The sequence below is a fragment of the Psychromarinibacter sp. S121 genome (assembly GCF_049801035.1).
Taxonomy (GTDB): Bacteria; Pseudomonadota; Alphaproteobacteria; order Rhodobacterales; family Rhodobacteraceae; genus Psychromarinibacter.
The window spans coordinates 1-17803 of the sequence record NZ_JBNAGE010000002.1; the positions used below are offsets into that span (position 1 = coordinate 1).

19 protein-coding genes are annotated in these 17803 nt (G+C 65.9%); 8 read left to right on the top strand and 11 right to left on the bottom strand.

Annotation, left to right across the window (positions count from 1 at the left end):
* Positions 1-109: 109 nt before the first annotated feature.
* The 3 genes from msrQ to ACP156_RS08280 form a co-directional block, all read right to left on the bottom strand.
* Positions 110-724 carry a protein-methionine-sulfoxide reductase heme-binding subunit MsrQ gene (msrQ, locus tag ACP156_RS08270; protein WP_425050836.1) on the bottom strand — a complete coding sequence of 205 codons (615 nt, stop codon included), beginning with the start codon at positions 722-724 and terminating at the stop codon, positions 110-112.
* 10 nt (positions 725-734) lie between these two features.
* Positions 735-1664, bottom strand: a complete 930-nt coding sequence (gene msrP / locus ACP156_RS08275; RefSeq protein ID WP_425050837.1) for a protein-methionine-sulfoxide reductase catalytic subunit MsrP — start codon at positions 1662-1664, stop codon at positions 735-737.
* A 116-nt stretch (positions 1665-1780) separates the two neighbouring features.
* Positions 1781-3307, bottom strand: coding sequence for an FMN-binding glutamate synthase family protein (locus ACP156_RS08280; RefSeq protein WP_425051884.1), 1527 nt, complete (start codon positions 3305-3307; stop codon positions 1781-1783).
* A 266-nt stretch (positions 3308-3573) separates the two neighbouring features.
* Here ACP156_RS08280 and ACP156_RS08285 point away from each other — a divergent pair, with 266 nt between their 5' ends.
* Positions 3574-4062, top strand: coding sequence for a fasciclin domain-containing protein (locus tag ACP156_RS08285; protein WP_425050838.1), 489 nt, complete (start codon positions 3574-3576; stop codon positions 4060-4062).
* A gap of 294 nt (positions 4063-4356) precedes the next feature.
* Positions 4357-4602: a hypothetical protein gene (locus ACP156_RS08290; RefSeq protein WP_425050839.1), complete on the top strand. Its 246-nt coding sequence runs from the start codon at positions 4357-4359 to the stop codon at positions 4600-4602.
* Positions 4603-4740: 138 nt separating this feature from the next.
* Here ACP156_RS08290 and ACP156_RS08295 read toward each other — a convergent pair whose 3' ends face one another.
* Positions 4741-5196, bottom strand: a complete 456-nt coding sequence (locus ACP156_RS08295; protein ID WP_425050840.1) for an Lrp/AsnC family transcriptional regulator — start codon at positions 5194-5196, stop codon at positions 4741-4743.
* 175 nt (positions 5197-5371) lie between these two features.
* Here ACP156_RS08295 and ACP156_RS08300 point away from each other — a divergent pair, with 175 nt between their 5' ends.
* The 4 genes from ACP156_RS08300 to adhP all read left to right on the top strand — a co-directional run bounded on the left by ACP156_RS08300 (position 5372) and on the right by adhP (position 9507).
* A complete protein-coding gene (locus ACP156_RS08300; protein ID WP_425050841.1) occupies positions 5372-6412 on the top strand; it encodes a pyridoxal-phosphate dependent enzyme in 1041 nt (346 codons plus the stop codon).
* The gene (locus ACP156_RS08305) at positions 6405-7571 is read left to right on the top strand and encodes a M24 family metallopeptidase (protein WP_425050842.1); all 1167 of its coding nucleotides are present in this window, start codon (positions 6405-6407) and stop codon (positions 7569-7571) included. Before ACP156_RS08300 ends, ACP156_RS08305 begins: the two co-directional genes overlap by 8 nt.
* A complete protein-coding gene (locus ACP156_RS08310; protein WP_425050843.1) occupies positions 7568-8320 on the top strand; it encodes a maleate cis-trans isomerase family protein in 753 nt (250 codons plus the stop codon). Before ACP156_RS08305 ends, ACP156_RS08310 begins: the two co-directional genes overlap by 4 nt.
* A gap of 176 nt (positions 8321-8496) precedes the next feature.
* On the top strand, positions 8497-9507 hold the full coding sequence (gene adhP, locus ACP156_RS08315; RefSeq protein ID WP_425050844.1) for an alcohol dehydrogenase AdhP: 1011 nt from the start codon (positions 8497-8499) through the stop codon (positions 9505-9507).
* A gap of 51 nt (positions 9508-9558) precedes the next feature.
* On the opposite strand, the gene ACP156_RS08320 is transcribed toward adhP, so the two are convergent.
* The 7 genes from ACP156_RS08320 to ACP156_RS08350 form a co-directional block, all read right to left on the bottom strand.
* A complete protein-coding gene (locus ACP156_RS08320) occupies positions 9559-9858 on the bottom strand; it encodes a DUF6525 family protein (protein WP_425050845.1) in 300 nt (99 codons plus the stop codon).
* Positions 9855-11063 carry a GTP-binding protein gene (locus ACP156_RS08325; protein WP_425050846.1) on the bottom strand — a complete coding sequence of 403 codons (1209 nt, stop codon included), beginning with the start codon at positions 11061-11063 and terminating at the stop codon, positions 9855-9857. The genes ACP156_RS08320 and ACP156_RS08325 overlap by 4 nt, the downstream gene beginning before the upstream one ends.
* A 73-nt stretch (positions 11064-11136) precedes the next feature.
* Positions 11137-11916, bottom strand: a complete 780-nt coding sequence (locus ACP156_RS08330; RefSeq protein WP_425050847.1) for a 3'(2'),5'-bisphosphate nucleotidase CysQ — start codon at positions 11914-11916, stop codon at positions 11137-11139.
* The gene (locus ACP156_RS08335) at positions 11903-13249 is read right to left on the bottom strand and encodes a TldD/PmbA family protein (protein ID WP_425050848.1); all 1347 of its coding nucleotides are present in this window, start codon (positions 13247-13249) and stop codon (positions 11903-11905) included. Before ACP156_RS08335 ends, ACP156_RS08330 begins: the two co-directional genes overlap by 14 nt.
* A 118-nt stretch (positions 13250-13367) precedes the next feature.
* Positions 13368-14093, bottom strand: coding sequence for an orotidine-5'-phosphate decarboxylase (gene pyrF, locus ACP156_RS08340; RefSeq protein ID WP_425050849.1), 726 nt, complete (start codon positions 14091-14093; stop codon positions 13368-13370).
* Positions 14094-14147: 54 nt separating this feature from the next.
* Positions 14148-14387 carry a hypothetical protein gene (locus ACP156_RS08345; RefSeq protein WP_425050850.1) on the bottom strand — a complete coding sequence of 80 codons (240 nt, stop codon included), beginning with the start codon at positions 14385-14387 and terminating at the stop codon, positions 14148-14150.
* Positions 14374-14586 carry a hypothetical protein gene (locus ACP156_RS08350; RefSeq protein WP_425050851.1) on the bottom strand — a complete coding sequence of 71 codons (213 nt, stop codon included), beginning with the start codon at positions 14584-14586 and terminating at the stop codon, positions 14374-14376. The genes ACP156_RS08345 and ACP156_RS08350 overlap by 14 nt, the downstream gene beginning before the upstream one ends.
* A gap of 206 nt (positions 14587-14792) precedes the next feature.
* Between ACP156_RS08350 and clpB the strand changes: the two genes are divergently transcribed.
* Positions 14793-17408, top strand: a complete 2616-nt coding sequence (gene clpB, locus ACP156_RS08355; RefSeq protein WP_425050852.1) for an ATP-dependent chaperone ClpB — start codon at positions 14793-14795, stop codon at positions 17406-17408.
* 142 nt (positions 17409-17550) lie between these two features.
* Entirely contained in the window at positions 17551-17796 is a 246-nt protein-coding gene (locus tag ACP156_RS08360; RefSeq protein ID WP_275632253.1) for a DUF4170 domain-containing protein, read from the top strand.
* Positions 17797-17803: the final 7 nt, after the last annotated feature.

A 17803-nucleotide genomic window follows, 5' to 3' on the forward strand; every position in this document is an offset into this window, starting at 1 on the left:
CCGGCTCCGCTTCCCCACCCACTAAGCCCCGCAATCGGGCGTCAGACACCGGGACTCGCCCCCTCGACTCGCGAGTCGAGGGGGCGAGTCCGCTCGTTACGCCCCGGTTTCAGGCGCGCGCCATCATCCGGCTGCGTTTGGGCACCATGCGCAGGGCAACCAGACCGACCACCGCCGCCATGTACAGCATCGGTTCCAGCTGGAAGCCTTTCGACAGGATGACGAAGTGCAGGCCGCCAAGCAGACAGGCGGCGTAGACCAGCTTGTGCAGCTTGCGCCACGCGGGGCCCAGCTTGCGGACGGACCAGTTGTTCGAGGTGACAGCTAGTGGGATCAACAGAACGAAGCTCGCCATCCCGATGATGATGTACCACCGCTTCACAAGGTCCGCGGCGATCTGCGACCACAGCAGGCTCATGTCCAGTACCAGCCAGATCAACAGATGCAGCAGGACGTAGAAGAAGGCGACAACCCCGATCGCACGCCGGTGCTTGATGAGGTTGATGCCGGCGAACCGCCGCAGCGGCGTGACGGCCAGCCCGGCGATCAGCAGTTGCAACGCGAACAGCCCGACCTCGTGCTCCAGCGCCTTGATCGGTTCCACGCCCAGCCCGCCGGTAAAGCCGAGATAGAACCACCACGCCGCCGGAAGCGGCGCCACTATATACAGCAGCCACGTGGGAATGGCGCGGAAGGCCGCGTTGATGCGGTCAGTCAGGGTCATCTGTCCGGCCTCAGTAGAACTTCGACAGGTCCATATCGGCATACATGCCGGCGACCTCGGATTCATAACCGTTGAACATCAGCGTCGGGATCCGCTTGGCGAACAGACCGCCACCGACCTGCCGCTCGCTGGCCTGGCTCCAGCGCGGATGGTCCACCTGGGGGTTCACGTTGCTGTAGAAACCGTACTCCCGCGCGTTGGCCATGTTCCAGCTGGTCGGCGGCATCTCTTCGACAAGGCTGATCCGGACAATCGACTTGATCGACTTGAAGCCGTACTTCCACGGCACCACCAACCGAAGGGGCGCGCCGTTTTGCTTGGGCATCGGCTCGTCGTACAGGCCGGTCGACAGGATGGTCAGCGGGTTCATCGCCTCGTCCAGCCGCAGGCCCTCGCGGTAGGGCCATTCAAGGATCGGCCGTTTCTGCGCCCACATCTCTTCCGGACGGTAGAGGGTTTCGAAGGCCACGTACTTGGCGCCCGGCTGCACGCCGACGCGGTTCAGCAGATCGGCGAGTTCAAAGCCGACCCACGGCACAACCATCGACCACGCCTCGACACAGCGAAAGCGGTAGATCCGCTCTTCCAGCGAGACACCCGACATGATGTCGTCAAAGGAATAGTCGCCTGGCTTGTCGACCATGCCGTCGATCTTGACGGTCCACGGATCGATGGTCAGCGCGTCGGCATATTCCGCCGGGTCGTTCTTGCCGGTGCCGAATTCATAGAAGTTGTTGTAGCTCGTGATTTCCTCAAGCGTGTTCGGCGTCGCGTCCGTGGAATACTCGGACGGCTTTGCGCCCAGTTTCGCCAGCGCAGGCCCGGCGATGCCGCCCGCCGCAAGCGCGGTGGCCCCGGCAATCAGTTGACGACGGTTCATGAACGCCGCTTTCGGGGTCACGTCGGACCAGTTCAGATCGTTCTTCCAGCGTCCAGCCATTGTCTTTCCTCCGTTCCGCTTCCTTGCACCATCAGATACGGCCGCCGCGTCGCTTTTCAAAAACACGCCCTGCCACGGTGGCGTCAGGCATGTTTCAGGCGGCCTCTCACAGGTACTTACGAGTGCAGTTCGCCGGTTGGGCTCAAATTGTTACGCCGACGCTCTTCAGCATTTCGTGAGAACAGCTCGTTCATCGGGACCGAGATGCCCTGATCCGTCATGATCCGCACGTGCCGGCGGCGCATCAGCCGAGGCTCGCTGACACCGACGGAATGGGCGATCGTCTCGACCTCCTTGATGACGCCCTTCGCGTAATGCGCCACCTTCTTGTACTTGTCCTCGACCACCAGCCCGCGCTGCAGGCGCTTGTCATGGGTGGTCACGCCGGTCGGGCAGGTGTTGCGGTTGCACTTCATCGCCTGGATGCAGCCCAGCGAGAACATGAACCCCCGCGCCGAGGTGACAAAGTCCGCCCCAGCGCACAGCGCCCACGCCACGTCGGACGGGTTCACCAGCTTGCCGCTTGCCACCAGCCTGATGCGTTCCTTCAGGCCGAAGTGGTCGCGCAGGTTGGCCACCAGCGGCAGCGCCTCGCGGATCGACATGCCGACCAGATCCATCAGCGGCAGGGGCGACGCGCCCGTGCCGCCTTCGCCGCCATCCAGCGTGATGAAGTCCGGCGCACTGTCGGGTCCGCGCTGCACGATCAGCGAAAACAGTTCGGACAGCGGCTGCATGGACCCGGCGACGGTCTTGATCCCGACGGGCTTGCCGGTCACCTCGCGGACATGGGCGATCATGTCCAGCAGGTCGCCCCAGTCGTCGACCTCGACATGGCGGTTGGGCGAGATGCTGGACTGTCCCACAGGGATGCCCCGGATCTCGGCGATCTCGGGCGTCACCTTCTCGGCGGGCAGGATACCGCCCTTGCCGGGTTTCGCCCCCTGCGCCAGCTTGATCTCGAACATCTTCACCTGCGGCTTGCCCGCGATGTCGCGCAGCCGGTCGTCGGACAGGTGCCCCTCGGCATTCCGCACCCCGTACTTGGCGGTGCCGATCTGGAACACGATATCCGCGCCCCCTTCCAGATGATACGGCGACAGCCCGCCCTCGCCGGTGTTCATCCATATGCCGGCCTCTTTCGCGCCCCGGCTCAGGGCAAGGACGGCGGGCTTCGACAGCGCGCCGAAGCTCATGCCAGAGATGTTGAAGAAAGAGGGCGCCATATATGGCTCGCGCGCGCGAGGGCCGATGACCATCGGCTCGGTGCTGGCGCTTTGATCGTCCAACGGGGGAAAAGCGGCGTTCACGAAGATCGGGGTGCCGACGACGTTCAGGTTGCGGGTGGACCCGAAGGCCACCGTATTCCCGGCGCCCCCTGCCGCGCGCCCGATCCAGTCGCGTTGCGCGCGGTTGAACGGCATCTCTTCCCGGTCCATCGCGAAGAAATACTGCCGGAAGAACTCGCCCAGCTCGGTGAACATGCCCCGGAAGCGTCCGATCACCGGATAGTTGCGGCGCACCGCATCCGCTGTCTGCGTCTTGTCGATGATGTAAAGAACAGCCGCCAACAGCGCGGCGCAGCCGACGACGCCGACGAAGGCCAGTGCCATGATCTCCAGCGCGCGCGCGACGATGTTCATGTACAGCATGGTGCCTCCTCCGGTGCCTGCATCTCTGCCGCCACCCTCTGCGAAATGCGGACCCAACCGCAAGTCCGCGATCACATCGGATCACCTAGCGTCACCCGGTCGTGATTTGAAAAGACCGGCGGCCGCGGCTTAGCGCGCGCTTCCTCAGCGTCAACGGCGGGCCGCGAAAATGTGAGCGTGATCCGATCCGGCCCGACGCCCCGTAGCCATGGCGATGTCACAGACGACATCTGCATTGCAACGAAGGGAGACACCCAATGCTTCGCAGAACCATGATCACGCTGACCGCCGCCACCGCTCTTGCCATGCCGGCCTTTGCCGCCAGCCACTCGGAGATGAAGAACATCGTCGAGACCGCGCAGGAAGCCGGTAGCTTCTCGACCCTGCTCGCCGCTGCAGAAGCCGCTGGCCTTGTGGAAACGCTGACGGGCGAAGGTCCGTTCACCGTGTTCGCGCCGACCGACGACGCATTCGCCGCGCTGCCCGAGGGCACCGTCGACACCCTGCTGATGCCCGAGAACAAGGATCAGCTGACCGAGATCCTGACCTATCACGTGGTGCCGGGCAAAGTGATGTCGGGCGACCTGTCGGACGGCATGATGGCCACCACCGTCCAAGGTTCTGACGTCACGATCATGACCGAGGGCGGCGTCATGGTGAACGACGCCAACGTCGTCACCCCGGACATCGAAGCCTCGAACGGTGTGATCCACGTGATCGACGCCGTGATCATGCCGGAAATGTAATTCCCGCACCGATCGGCCACCCAGCCGGTCGGACCCCGCCCACGGCGCACCCCCCGCGCCGTGGGCACCCCGCCGCCGGAACGCGCAATTGGTACGGGTGGCTTCCCGCCGATCGAGGCGGCTCCCTGTTTTCGCGCGGAACGCCGCCTTTCCTGGCGGCTGGTTTTCGCGGCGCGGCGCCCAGAACGACGCTTTCCCGACATCGCTGATGCGAACCGCCTCCGCCGACCCCATCCTCTGCCCCGTGGCCGGAGCTACGACCGGACACGCCCCCAAACCAGAGGATACACGAACATGAAGAAAGCACTCATCACCCTGGGCATCCTGGCGTCCACCGGCGGCGCCGCCGCCGCCATGACGATGGCGCAGATGGACGCAAACGGCGACCAGTTCGTCAGCCTCGAAGAGATCCAGTCGGTCCATCCCGCCGTCACCGGCGAGGTCTTCGCGATTGCCGACGAGGACTCGGACGGCCTTCTCAGCGACGAGGAACTCGCCTCTGCCCAGCAGATGGGTCTGATCCCGGCCGACCAGGGCTGACAGGCTGCCGACCGGGCGACGGCACAGGGACGGGACCCAACCATCCCCAAGGCTTCGGGCCCTGCGCCCGTCCGTTCCCTGCGCAGCAGACCCCGGAACGCGGGACCCCGTCGGACACGTCCGGCGGGGTTTCACAGGTCATGTGACGGGTACCGAGAACCCGACCTTTACCCGGTCCATGACGGCGCTTGTCCGGAACCTCAGCACGTTCTCTTCCGAGAAAAAGTGGCGGCGGGTGAAGTCGTCATAATCCGCCATGTCGCGAGCCGAGAGGATCAGCACGAAATCGGCGTTCCCGGTGACATAGTAGCACTGCATCACTTCGGGCGCGTCGCGCATCCGGTCCTTGAACCGGTCAAGATCCGCGATCCGCTCGTTCTGCAACGTGACCTCGACGATCAGGATCAGCCCGCGCCCGACCTTGTCCGGTGCCAGAACCGCGATCTCGGCCTCCACCACACCGGACGCCCGCAACCGCGCCAGCCGCTTGCGGCAGGCATCGGGCGAAAGCCCCACTCGCTCTGACAGGGCGTCCGCCGTCAGCCGGGCATCCTGCTGGATTGCATCCAGGATCTTCGCGTCGAATCCGTCCATGGCGGCAAGTCTGGCGGGTTTTCGGCCTGAGATTAAGCCTGATACGCGCGCTCGTCCGGAATTCGGCCAAAGACCGGATCTGAACGCCGCTTTTCGGCCTCATCCGCCCGTCCTTTTCCGGGAACATCACGTCGGACACGGCTAAGCTGTCTCAAACCCCAGACGAAAGCGCCCGATGCCCGTAGTTCTCGACAATCCGTTCCGTGGCCATGGCCTTGCCCTTGACGCCCCGATGCCCGCCGACGATCCGACCGGGGTCGCCGGTCTGCTCGCGAATTGCCCGGCGCACGCCGCAACTCCGCTGATCGACGCGGCGCCCCTTGCCACCCGCACGGGTGTGGCCTCGGTCAGCATCAAGGACGAACGGAACCGCATGGGCCTTGGCAGCTTCAAGGCGCTTGGCGCGGCCTACGCCATCGCGCGCGAAGCGGCCGCACAGGGCACCGACTGGCCCACTTCGCTTGGGGACCGTACCTATGTCACCGCCAGCGCCGGTAACCACGGGCTTTCCGTCGCCGCCGGAGCCCGCCTGTTCGGCGCGCGCGCTGTCATCTATCTTGCCGAGACCGTGCCGCAGTCCTTCGCCGCCCGCCTGAAAGCCAAGGGGGCCGACGTCGTCTACGAGGGCCGGAATTACGAGGCGAGCATGGCCGCCGCCGAGGCCGCGGCGCAATCGAACGGCTGGACGTTGCTTTCTGACAGCTCATGGCCGGGCTACACCGAACTGCCCTACCGCGTGATGGAAGGCTATCTGCAACTCGCCGCGGAAGCCGCCGGACAAATCGCCAAGCCGCCAACTCACATCCTGCTTCAGGCAGGTGTCGGTGGCCTTGCTGCGGCGGTCGCCGCCTTCGCTCGGCGGGCGTGGGGCGACGCGCCCCGTATCGTCGTGGTCGAACCAGACGCCGCCCCGGCGCTTCATGAAAGCATCCGTGCGGGCAAAGTCATCGACACCGAAGGCCCCGTTTCCTGCATGGGGCGGCTTGACTGCAAGACCCCCTCGATGATCGCGCTGAACGGCCTCGCGAGAGACGCCGATGCCTTTGCCACCATCACCGAAGCCGAAGCGGAACGCGGCGCCGACGTTCTTGCGGAGCTCGGCCTTGCGACCACGCCCTCTGGCGGGGCGGGGCTGGCGGCTTTGATTGCGGGCCTCGACCCTGGCCCCGATGCCCGCGTTCTCGCCATTCTCAGCGAGGGACCCGAGGATGCCTGACCGCTCCCTCATCTTTCCGGCCGCCGAATATCGCGCCCGGACCGAACGGCTTCAGGCAGAGATGGCCGTGCACGCGCTGGACGCCCTCCTGCTGACCACCCCCGCCGACGTCTTCTATGTCACCGGGTTCCTGACCCGCTTCTGGGAAAGCCCGGCGCGCCCGTGGTTCATTCTGGTGCCCGCAACGGGCGCACCGGTCGCGGTGATCCCCGCCATTGGCGCCGACCTGATGTCGCGCACCTGGATCACCGACATCCGCACATGGGACGCCCCCGACCCCGTCGATGACGGCGTCTCACTTCTGACCGGCACGATCCGCGAAATGGTGCCGGTGCAGGGAAAGATCGGCGTCCCCTCGGGCCTTGAGACCCACCTGCGGATGCCGCTGTCCGATTACGAAACCGTGCTGCGCCGCATCGCCCCGCGCAGCATCGACGACGGCACCGCCTGCGTTCAGCGGGTGCGCGAGATCAAGTCGGACGCCGAGGTTGCGAAGATCCGCCAGACCTGCGCCATCGCGGGCCGCGCCTTCGAACGGGTCAAGGATTTCGCCGGTCCGGGCCGCCCGCTCGACGCCGTGTTCCGCGAGTTCCAGATCGCGCTGCTGTCGGAAGGCGCGGACTGGGTCAGCTATGTCGCAGGTGGCGCCGGACCGGACGGCTACGGCGATGTCATATCGCCAGCTACCCCGACTCCGCTCGACCCCGGCGACATTCTGATGCTGGACACCGGCGCGGTGCGCGACGGCTATTTCTGCGATTTCGACCGCAACTATGCTGTCGGCACCGCCTCGGATACCGCAAGGCGAACCCACCACGCCCTGTGGAACGCGACCGAGGATGTGCTGCGCGACCTTCGTCCGGGCCACCGCGCCTGCGATGTTCACCGAATGCTGTGTGACGGCCTGACCCGGCGCGGCGCGGAACCGGGTGGCGGACGCCTTGGTCACGGGCTGGGCATCACGCTGACCGAATGGCCCTCTTTCACGCCGCTCGACCAGACACCCCTGCGCGCTGGCATGGTTCTGACGCTGGAACCCGGTGCAATCGTCGCGCCCGGTCGCATGATCGTCCACGAAGAGAACATCGTGCTGCGCGAAAACGGCCCGGACCTTCTGTCGCCCCGTGCCCCCGCCGAACTGCCGGAACTCGTCGGATGAGCGTCGCCTACGAAATCTCGGAAGACCCGATTCCCCGCCTCGGCCTGATCGTGCTGCAGGTGGACGAAACCATCGAAGACGACTTCCGCCGCATGTTCCCACCCGGTACCGCCCGGCTGCACATCAGCCGCATCCCTTCGGGCGCGGAACTGACGCCGGGCACAATCGCCGCGATGGAAATGGCGCTGCCCGCCGCCGCAGCCCTTTTGCCGCCCGCCGTCCGGTTCAACGCAGTGGCCTATGCCTGCACCTCGGGCACCACGCTGATCGGCGCGGGGCGGGTGCGCGATCTGGTGCAATCGCACACGAGCACCGCCAGCGTCACCGACCCGCTGACGGCTACACTGGCAGCGACCCACGCGCTTGGCATCCGGCGGATCGGCATTGTCTCGCCCTACATCGAAGCCGTGGCGACCCCGATCCGCCGAGCGTTCGAGGCGGACGGAATCGAAGTGCCCGTGACGCTGTCTTTCGGAGAAGAGGTCGAATCCCGCGTCGCCCGCATCGCCCCGGCCTCAATCCGCGATGCCGCCATGTCGCTGGCCGCTCAGGCAAAGCTCGACGGTCTGTTCCTGTCCTGCACCAACCTCCGAACACTGGATGTGATCCCCGAACTGGAACAGGCGCTTGGCCTTCCGGTGCTGGGCTCGAACCTGGCATTGGCATGGCATATGGCGCGCATGTCCGGGGTGTCGACCGACGGACTTCCCGGACGGCTCGCGACGCACATACTGCCGGGAACGGCCTGAAACCGGTTCCAGTTTCTTCTCCGCCAGAACCCCTTCAAACCAACACACCTCACGCCTCGAACGTTATAAATTTTTCATTATAAATTTGATCCAGAACATATCGCGACTCGTCCGGGCGTGGGATTATTGGGCGAAATCTCAGAAACGGAGCTTTTGCCATGTCATTGCCCAAGACAATGAAAGCGGCCGTCGTCCCCGCGCTCGGCCAACCTCTTGATATCCGCGAAGTCCCCGTCCCCGAAGTCGGGCCGGGACAAGTCCTGATGCGTGTGCGCGCGTCGGGCGTCTGCCACACCGACCTTCACGCCGCCGAAGGCGACTGGCCGGTGAAGCCGACCGCGCCGTTCATCCCCGGCCACGAAGGCGTCGGCGAAGTCGCCGCGATCGGTGCCGGCGTCACCCATTTGAAAGAGGGCGACCACATCGGCGCACCGTGGCTGCACACCGCCTGCGGGCGCTGCGAACACTGCGTCGGCGGCTGGGAAACGCTGTGCGAACACCAGCAAATGACCGGCTATACGGTCAACGGCGGTTACGCCGAATACGTGCTGGCCGATGCCAACTATGTCGGCCGCCTGCCGGACAACCTCGAATGGGGTCCGGCGGCGCCAGTGCTGTGCGCCGGGGTGACGGTCTACAAGGGTCTCAAGGAAACAGAGGCCAAACCCGGCCAGTGGGTCGCCATCTCTGGCATCGGCGGGCTTGGCCACATGGCCGTTCAATATGCCAAGGCCATGGGCCTGCGCGTGATCGCCGTCGATATCGCCGACGACAAGCTTGAGCTGGCCCGCAAGATGGGGGCCGAGATCGCGCTGAACGCGGTCGAGACAGACGTCGCGACCGAGGTGCAGAAACTCGTCGGCGGCGCGCACGGCGTGCTGGTCACGGCTGTGTCCAACAGCGCCTTCGAACAGGCTGTCGGGATGACTCGCCGGGGCGGCTTCATGTCGATGGTCGGCCTGCCGCCGGGAACCTTCCCACTGCCGATCTTCGATATCGTGCTGAAACGGATCACCGTGCGTGGCTCGATCGTCGGCACCCGCAATGATCTGCGCGAGGCGCTGGACTTTGCCGGAGCCGGGCAGGTCGAGTCTCACTTCAGCTGGGACAAGCTGGAGAACATCAACGCCATCTTCGACAAGATGCGCGCCGGTCAGATCGACGGTCGGATCGTGATGAAGATCTGACGCGCCGACTATCGCAACGATGACCCCGCCGAACCTATCCGGCGGGGTTTTCTATTGCGCCGTCACCGCCCCGCGCGCGGTCTTGGGATGCGATGCGCCCCAGACCTTCGCCGCATCGCGCTGCAAAAGCCGCTCTTCGATGCCGGACAGCGCCCGCGCGGCCGAAGCCGCATCGCCGCCTGCGTCCCGCAGTGCACCCTGCCACGCCCGAAGCGCCGAGCGCGGCGACCACGGCAATGCCGCACCGTTCAGCCATCGACGCAGGTCCGCCGGCAGGCGGTCGTACTCGGCCATCGGGTTCACCGCCCGCCGCCTGCGCGGCAGCGAGCATTTATCGTTTCCGCGCCTCATGCCGCCTGCGACGCCTCGCGCCAGCCGGGGAACGGGTCGGCAAGATCAGTCCAGTCCGACGGCGTGAAATCCTGCGCCGTGTCCAGAAGCGCCGCGTCCAGCGACGCAACCAGAGCCTCGCGGTTCATGCCCGAGCCGATGAACACCAGCTCTTGCCGCCGGTCGCCCCACGGCTCCATCCAGTTCTCGCGGATATAGGGATGATCCGGCCGACGCTCTTTCGGCACTGTCGCCCACCAGCGCCCCAGCGGTTTCACGGTGCTCAGCGCGCCGGCCATCGAGAACTCGGCCAGCCAGTCGGGCCGGGTCGCGATCCAGAAATGGCCCTTTGCGCGGATCACGCCGGGCAAGGGCCCGGTCAGCACCGCATGGATCTTAACCGGATCGAACGGCGCCCGCGCGCGGTAGACGAAGGACGAGACACCGTATTCCTCGGTTTCCGGCACGTGATCCGCGAAGCCATACAGTTCCTTGGCCCACAGAGGATGCTCGTGCGCGGTTTCGAAGTCGAACAGACCGGTGTCGAAAATCTCGGTGGCGGGGACCTGCGAGTAATCCGTCTCGATGATCCGCGCATCCGGGTTCAGTGCGGTGACGATCTTGCGCGCCGCGTCGACCCGCTGCGGCCCCGCAGCGGAGACCTTGTTCAAGACGACCACGTCGGCGAACTCGATCTGGTCGACCAGCAGATCGACCAGCGACCGGTCGTCGCCTTCGCCCATGCTCTCGCCCCGGTCGGCAATGAAGTCGTGGCTGGCATAGTCCTGCAGCAGGTTCACCGTATCGACGACGGTCACCATCGTATCCAGCCGCGCGACATCCGACAGGCTTTCGCCCGCCGCGTCGCGGAACTCGAACGTCGCGGCGACCGGCAGGGGCTCTGACACGCCGGTGGATTCGATCAGCAGGTAGTCGAAACGCCCTTCGGCGGCGAGACGGCGCACCTCGATCAATAGGTCGTCGCGAAGGGTGCAGCAGATGCACCCGTTGGTCATCTCGACCAGCTTTTCTTCGGTCTGCGACAGGTCCGCGCCGCCGTCCCGCACAAGGTCCGCGTCGATGTTCACCTCGGACATATCGTTGACGATCACGGCGACGCGCCGACCCTCGCGATTGTTCAGTACGTCATTCAGCAGCGTGGTCTTCCCGGCGCCAAGAAAACCGGACAGGACGGTGACAGGAAGACGGGTGTCGGTGGTTGGCATTGCTGGCTCCAAGATTGATACGTTATAACATATCAAATCTCGTGAAAGCCTCAAGCCGCATTCTGCAACTGCGTCAGCCGTGTCCGAGGTGGTCCAGAAAGGCCTTGTGCATGGCAGACGAAGCCACGATGCAGCCGGGGCTTTGCGCGCCCTGCGAATTGAATCTCAGCGCCGCACCGGCCGCATCGGTGGCCAACGCACCCGACTCGGCTGCGATCAGAACGCCAGCCGCAATGTCCCAATCCCAAGTCGGCCGCAGCGTGATCATCGCGTCGAACCGCCCCTCCGCCACAAGACACAGCCGGTAGGCAAGCGACGGACGGAAATGCCGTTCGATGTTCGGAACGCCGCCCGGCCAGTGCGCTGCATCCATCACGGGACGCGACGCCAGAACCTCGGCCCCGTCCAATGCAGCGCGCCGGGACGCGGCAAGCGGCTTGCCGTTCAGCAACGCGCCGCCGCCAAGCTCGGCGCGATAGGTCTTGTCCAGTTTCGGCAGATGCACCACCGCGGCAATGGTCCGCCCGTTTTCGACCACGGCAAGCGAATGCGCCCAGGTAGTCTGCCCGTCGATATAAGCCCGCGTGCCGTCGATGGGATCGACGATGAACACCCGTTTCGCGGACAGCCGCTCTGGATTGTCCGGCGTTTCCTCTGACAGCCAGCCATAGTCCGGACGCGCCGCGGTCAGGGTCTTGCGCAGATAGGTATCGACGGCAAGGTCGCCCTCGCTGACCGGCCCCGCACCGTTGCCCTTGTCGCGGATCGTCTGGTCGCTGCGCCAGTATCGAAGCGCGATCTTCGCGGCTTCTTCTGCGGCGACCGACAGCAGGTCGGCATCACTCTCCGGCAAGGGTCAGCCCTTCGACCAGAAGCGAGGGCACGCGATAGCTGCGGTGCGCCCGCGCGTCGTTCGCCGGGGTGATCCGCATCAGCATGTCGCGCAGGTTGCCGGCCAGCGTGCATTCATTGACCGGATAGGCGATCTCGCCATTCTCGATCCAGAAGCCGGACGCCCCACGGGAATAGTCGCCGGTCGTCGGGTTGATCGAGCTGCCCAGCATCGATGTGACCATCAGCCCGGTGCCCATCTCGGCCATCAACTCGGCGCGCGATTTCGGGCCGGCGGTCAGTTCGATATTGAACACGCCCGGCGACGGCGGGCTGCTGGTGCCGCGCGTTGCGTTGGCGGTGCTGGACAGGCCCAGCTTGCGGCCGGTGGCAAGATCCAGAACCCAGCCGCGCAGCTGGCCGTTCTCGACGATCTGGCGGCGCGCGGTCGGCAGCCCCTCGGCATCGAACGGACGGGACGAGGCGGCGCGGGGGCGGTGCGGATCTTCGGTGATCGACAGCCAGTCAGGCAGAACCTGCTGCCCCATCGCATCCCGCAGCCAGCTTGCGCCACGGGCGACGGCGGTGCCGTTGATCGCGGACAGAAGGTGGCTGATCAGCCCCGACGAGATGCGTTCATCGTACAGCACCGGGAATGCGCCGGTCTTCGGGCGCCGCATCCCCGCCAGCGCGGCAGCGCGTTCACCCGCGAGACGGCCGATTTCTTCCGCGGCGGGCATGTCGGCGGCATGCAGACGCGACTCGAACGCGTGGTCGCGTTCCATGCCGGTGCCGGTCCCGGTGATCGCGGTGCAGGACACGCCATGGCTGGTCCGTGCATAGCCACCCGAAAAGCCGTTGGTCGCGGCAAGATGATGCGCCCGCCGACCGTATCCGGCACTGGCCCCGTCGCTTTGGCTGACGCTGCTCACGTCAAGCGCCGCAGCCTCGGCAACCCGCGCGCGGTCTTCAAGCGTCTGCGGGTCGGGCTCTTCGGAGGGATCGTCGAGATCCAGCGCGGCGACGTCCCAGTCGCGGGCAAGCTGTTCGGCCCCGGCAAGTCCGGCGTTTGGATCTTCCGGGGCTTCCTTCGCCATGGCGACGGCGCGCTCGGCCATCTGGGCAATGGTCTCGTCCGAGGTGTCAGAAGCCGAAACACTGGCCTGCTTCCGCCCGATCAGCACGCGAAGGCCGATGTCGGTCCCTTCCGAGCGTTCCGCCTGTTCCAGCTTGCCGCCCCGCACATCGATATTGATCGACGTCCCCTCGACCGCGATGGCGTCGGCGCTCTCGGCGCCGGCCTTGCGGGCGGCGTCAAGCAGGCGGTCGGTCAGGGCGGCAAGACGGTCGGACATACGCGGGAACTTTCGTGGCTTCGGACTGCACTCCACCTAGTCCCGCCCGCGCGCGCCTGCAAGCGGGCGACGCCCGTGCGGCGACGGTGTCGGTCGTCCCTGAGTAGAGATCAGGTGGCTAGGGCAGCTCTGCCACGATGGCCTGCGCCGCGGCGCGGGGGTCCTGCGCGGTCCAGATCGGGCGGCCTACCACGATGTGATCGGCGCCGTCGCCGATGGCGCTGGCGGGTGTCGCGATCCGTTTCTGATCGCCCACCGCCGAACCGGACGGCCGCACGCCGGGCGTCACGATCAGCTTGCCGGCGGAATTGCCCAGCGCCCGGATCGCCGCCGCTTCGTGCGGCGAGGAAATGACGCCGTCGGCGCCCGCATCGAAGGCGCGACCGGCGCGGTCCACCACGATCTCGGCCACGTCGCCCGCGCGATACTGGGCGTCGTCCAGATCGCCACGGTCGTAAGAGGTCAGAACCGTCACCGCGAGGATCTTCATGTCAGACTTCGCCGCGCCCTGCTTGGCCGCCGCGACAACGGCCGGGTCGCCCTGCACCGTCAGGAAATCCAGATCGAATTGCGCCAGTCCGCGCACGGCCGCTTCCACCGTCGCAGAGATGTCGAACAGCTTCATGTCAAGGAAGATGCGCTTGCCGTGCTCTTGCTTCAGTTCGTTGGCAAGGGCCAGCCCGCCGCCGGTCAGCATCCCCAGCCCGATCTTGTAGAACGACACCGCGTCGCCGATCCGGTTGGTCAGCTCCAGCGCCTCCAGCGCGTTCGGCACGTCGAGGGCGGCGATCAGCCGGTCGTCGGCAGCCGGGTACAGGTCGTCCTTGGGCATGGGCAGGGACATGGCGCTCTCCGTTTCGGTGGGGTCGCGCCTATGTCCTCGTTTAGCGCCTCTGCGTCAAGCGTGGTGCGGTCCGGGATGGCGTTGCGCGTCCATCCGCAGGGCAAGCCTCTGGGCGTCGGCGGCAAGCCGTTCCTCAACCGGCGTGGCGCCCTTCAGCGGCTGGCTCGTGCGAAGCCGGATCCGGCGCGCGGGCTGACCGGCCTGCGGCTTGACGATAAGGGCCACGGCCGCTTCGACCCGGTCGAAGTCGGCGTCATAGTGCATGTCCGTCACGCGGGTCTCAAAGATCTGCATCGGGCCGCTCCTGTTTCTGCTGCGACGTCGCGGCGGCGATAAGCGCGCGGCTGATGCGGCGGTGGCTCCACGCGGGATGTCCCGGAGCCGAAATCCGAAGCGGGCGGCGCCCGGCGGTCGGGGAAAGATGGACCTGGCCGATGAATCGACGCGTGGTCGGGTCGAAGATCACGTCGTCCACGCCTGCGATGGCTGTCATGGGACTGCTCCTTCTGGTGGCCGGTATCGGCCTTGCTACAAGATATACGCGCGAGCCCTCCCAAGGTTCCAATCGGCTTGCACAAATCGCACATGCGCCTGTCTTGAAACCGCATTCCGCAACGCCCAAATCCTTATCGAGGCCCGAGGGGGGACGTGCCGATGACGGGCGTTTCCGACAATGGGTGCTTTGATAAGGAGAGTGCGATGAACTTGGAGAAGTTCACGGAGCGGTCGCGCGGCTTCCTGCAAGCTGCACAGACGATCGCCATGCGGGAAAACCACCAGGCGCTGGTGCCCGAACATCTGTTGAAAGCGCTGATGGATGACGATCAGGGGCTGGCCGCCAACCTGATCAAACGCGCGGGCGGTGCGCCCGAGCGCGTCGTCGAGGCCTTGGATGCCGCGATGGCGAAACTGCCGCAGGTGAGCGGCGCGAATGGCCAGACCTACATGGACCGCCAGACCGCCAAGGTTCTGGACGAGGCCGAGAAGATCGCCACGAAGGCGGGTGACAGTTTCGTTCCGGTGGAACGCCTGCTGACCGCGCTTGCCGTGGTGAAGTCAAAGGCCAAGGACGCGCTGGACGCGGGCGCTGTCACGGCGATGGCGCTGAACAGCGCGATCAACGATCTGCGCAAGGGCCGCACTGCCGACACGGCAAGCGCCGAGGAAGGCTATGACGCCCTGAAGAAATACGCCCGCGACCTGACGGAAGCGGCGCGCGAGGGCAAGATCGACCCGATCATCGGACGCGACGAGGAAATCCGCCGCGCCATGCAGGTGCTGTCGCGCCGGACCAAGAACAACCCGGTCCTGATCGGCGACCCCGGTGTCGGTAAGACCGCCATCGCCGAAGGCCTTGCCCTGCGGATCGTGAACGGCGACGTGCCGGAATCCCTGCGCAACAAGAAGCTGATGGCGCTCGACATGGGCTCGCTGATCGCCGGTGCCAAATACCGGGGCGAGTTCGAGGAACGTCTGAAGGCGATCCTGAAAGAGATCGAGGCCGCTGCGGGCGAGATCATCCTGTTCATCGACGAGATGCACACGCTGGTCGGCGCGGGCAAGACGGATGGCGCGATGGACGCGGCCAACCTGATCAAACCTGCTTTGGCGCGGGGTGAACTGCACTGCGTCGGCGCCACCACGCTGGACGAATACCGCAAGTACGTCGAGAAGGACGCGGCGCTGGCCCGCCGGTTCCAGCCGGTGATGGTCGACGAGCCGACGGTCGAGGACACGGTGTCGATCCTGCGCGGCATCAAGGAGAAGTACGAACTGCACCACGGCGTGCGGATCTCGGACTCGGCCCTTGTCGCGGCCGCGACGCTGTCGCACCGCTATATCACCGACCGGTTTCTTCCGGACAAGGCGATCGACCTTGTCGACGAGGCCGCCAGCCGCCTGCGGATGGAGGTCGACTCGAAGCCCGAGGAACTGGACCAGCTGGACCGTCAGATCCTGCAGATGCAGATCGAGGCGGAAGCCCTGAAGAAGGAAGACGACGCTGCCTCCAAGGCCCGGCTCGAAAAGCTGGAGAAGGAACTGTCCGACCTTCAGGAGAAATCCGCCGAACTGACCGCCAAGTGGCAGTCGGAACGGGACAAACTGGAATCGGCGCGCGAGCTGAAGGAACAGCTGGACCGTGCGCGGATCGAGCTGGAAACCGCGAAGCGGCAGGGTAACCTGCAGCGCGCGGGCGAGTTGTCCTACGGCGTGATCCCGCAGCTTGAGAAACAGCTGAACGCGGCGGAAGAAGCCGAGGACGAGGTGATGGTCGAAGAGGCCGTGCGCCCCGAGCAGATCGCGCAGGTCGTCGAGCGCTGGACGGGCATTCCCACGTCCAAGATGCTGGAAGGCGAGCGCGAGAAGCTGCTGCACATGGAAGAGGAGCTCGGCAAGCGGGTGATCGGCCAAATGGCCGCCGTGACCGCCGTGTCCAACGCCGTGCGGCGCGCGCGTGCCGGTCTGCAGGACGAGAACCGTCCGCTGGGGTCGTTCCTATTCCTTGGCCCGACCGGCGTCGGCAAGACCGAACTGACCAAGGCGCTGGCCGAGTACCTGTTCGACGACGACAAGGCGATGGTCCGCATCGATATGTCCGAGTTCATGGAAAAGCACTCGGTCTCCCGTCTGATCGGCGCGCCTCCGGGCTACGTCGGCTATGACGAGGGCGGCGTCCTGACCGAAGCCGTGCGGCGCAGGCCTTATCAGGTCGTGCTGTTCGACGAGGTCGAGAAAGCGCACCCCGAGGTGTTCAACGTGCTGCTTCAGGTTCTGGACGACGGTGTCCTGACCGATGGGCAGGGTCACACGGTGGACTTCAAGCAGACGCTGATCGTGCTGACGTCGAACCTTGGCTCGCAGGCGCTGTCGCGGTTGCCGGACGGCTCTGATGCGGCTCAGGCGAAGCGGGACGTGATGGATGCGGTCCGGGCGCACTTCCGGCCCGAGTTCCTGAACCGTCTCGACGACATGGTCATCTTCGACCGCCTGACGCGCGCCGACATGGACGGCATCGTCGAGATCCAGCTTGGCCGCCTGAAGAAGCGGCTGGCCCAGCGCAACATCGTGCTGGAACTGGACGACACCGCGATGACGTGGCTGGCCGACGAAGGGTACGACCCGGTCTATGGCGCGCGCCCGCTCAAGCGGGTGATCCAGCGAAGCCTGCAGGACCGGCTGGCCGAGATGCTGCTGGCCGGCGACGTGAAGGACGGCGACACGCTTGCCGTCAGCGCCGGGGCGGACGGGCTGATCGTGGGCGACCGCGTGGCCAGTTCAAACCGGCAGGCCCCGGACGACGCGGTCATTCACTGACCTGCCACCTATGACGACAGCAGGGCCCTGCCGGCAACGGCGGGGCCTTCGCGCATCCGGTCGCGCCGTCGGGCGGGCCAATCGCTCTTTCCCCCCGCCCCCCGGTTGACTAGGTTGCGGCTGAAATCGGGAAGGAAATGCCATGACCCAACGTCTGCACCTCGTCTTTGGCGGCGAACTCGTCGACCCGTCCAAGACCGTGTTCTCCAACGTCGACGAGATCGACATCGTCGGGATCTTCCCGAACTACGCCACCGCCTATGACGCGTGGAAGTCGGCGGCCCAGCGCACCGTGGACAACGCCCACATGCGTTACTTCATCGCCCACCTCCACCGCCTGCGCGACGAGGAAGCCGAGGCGTCCTCGACCGAGGAACTCGACAGCTAAGGCATCG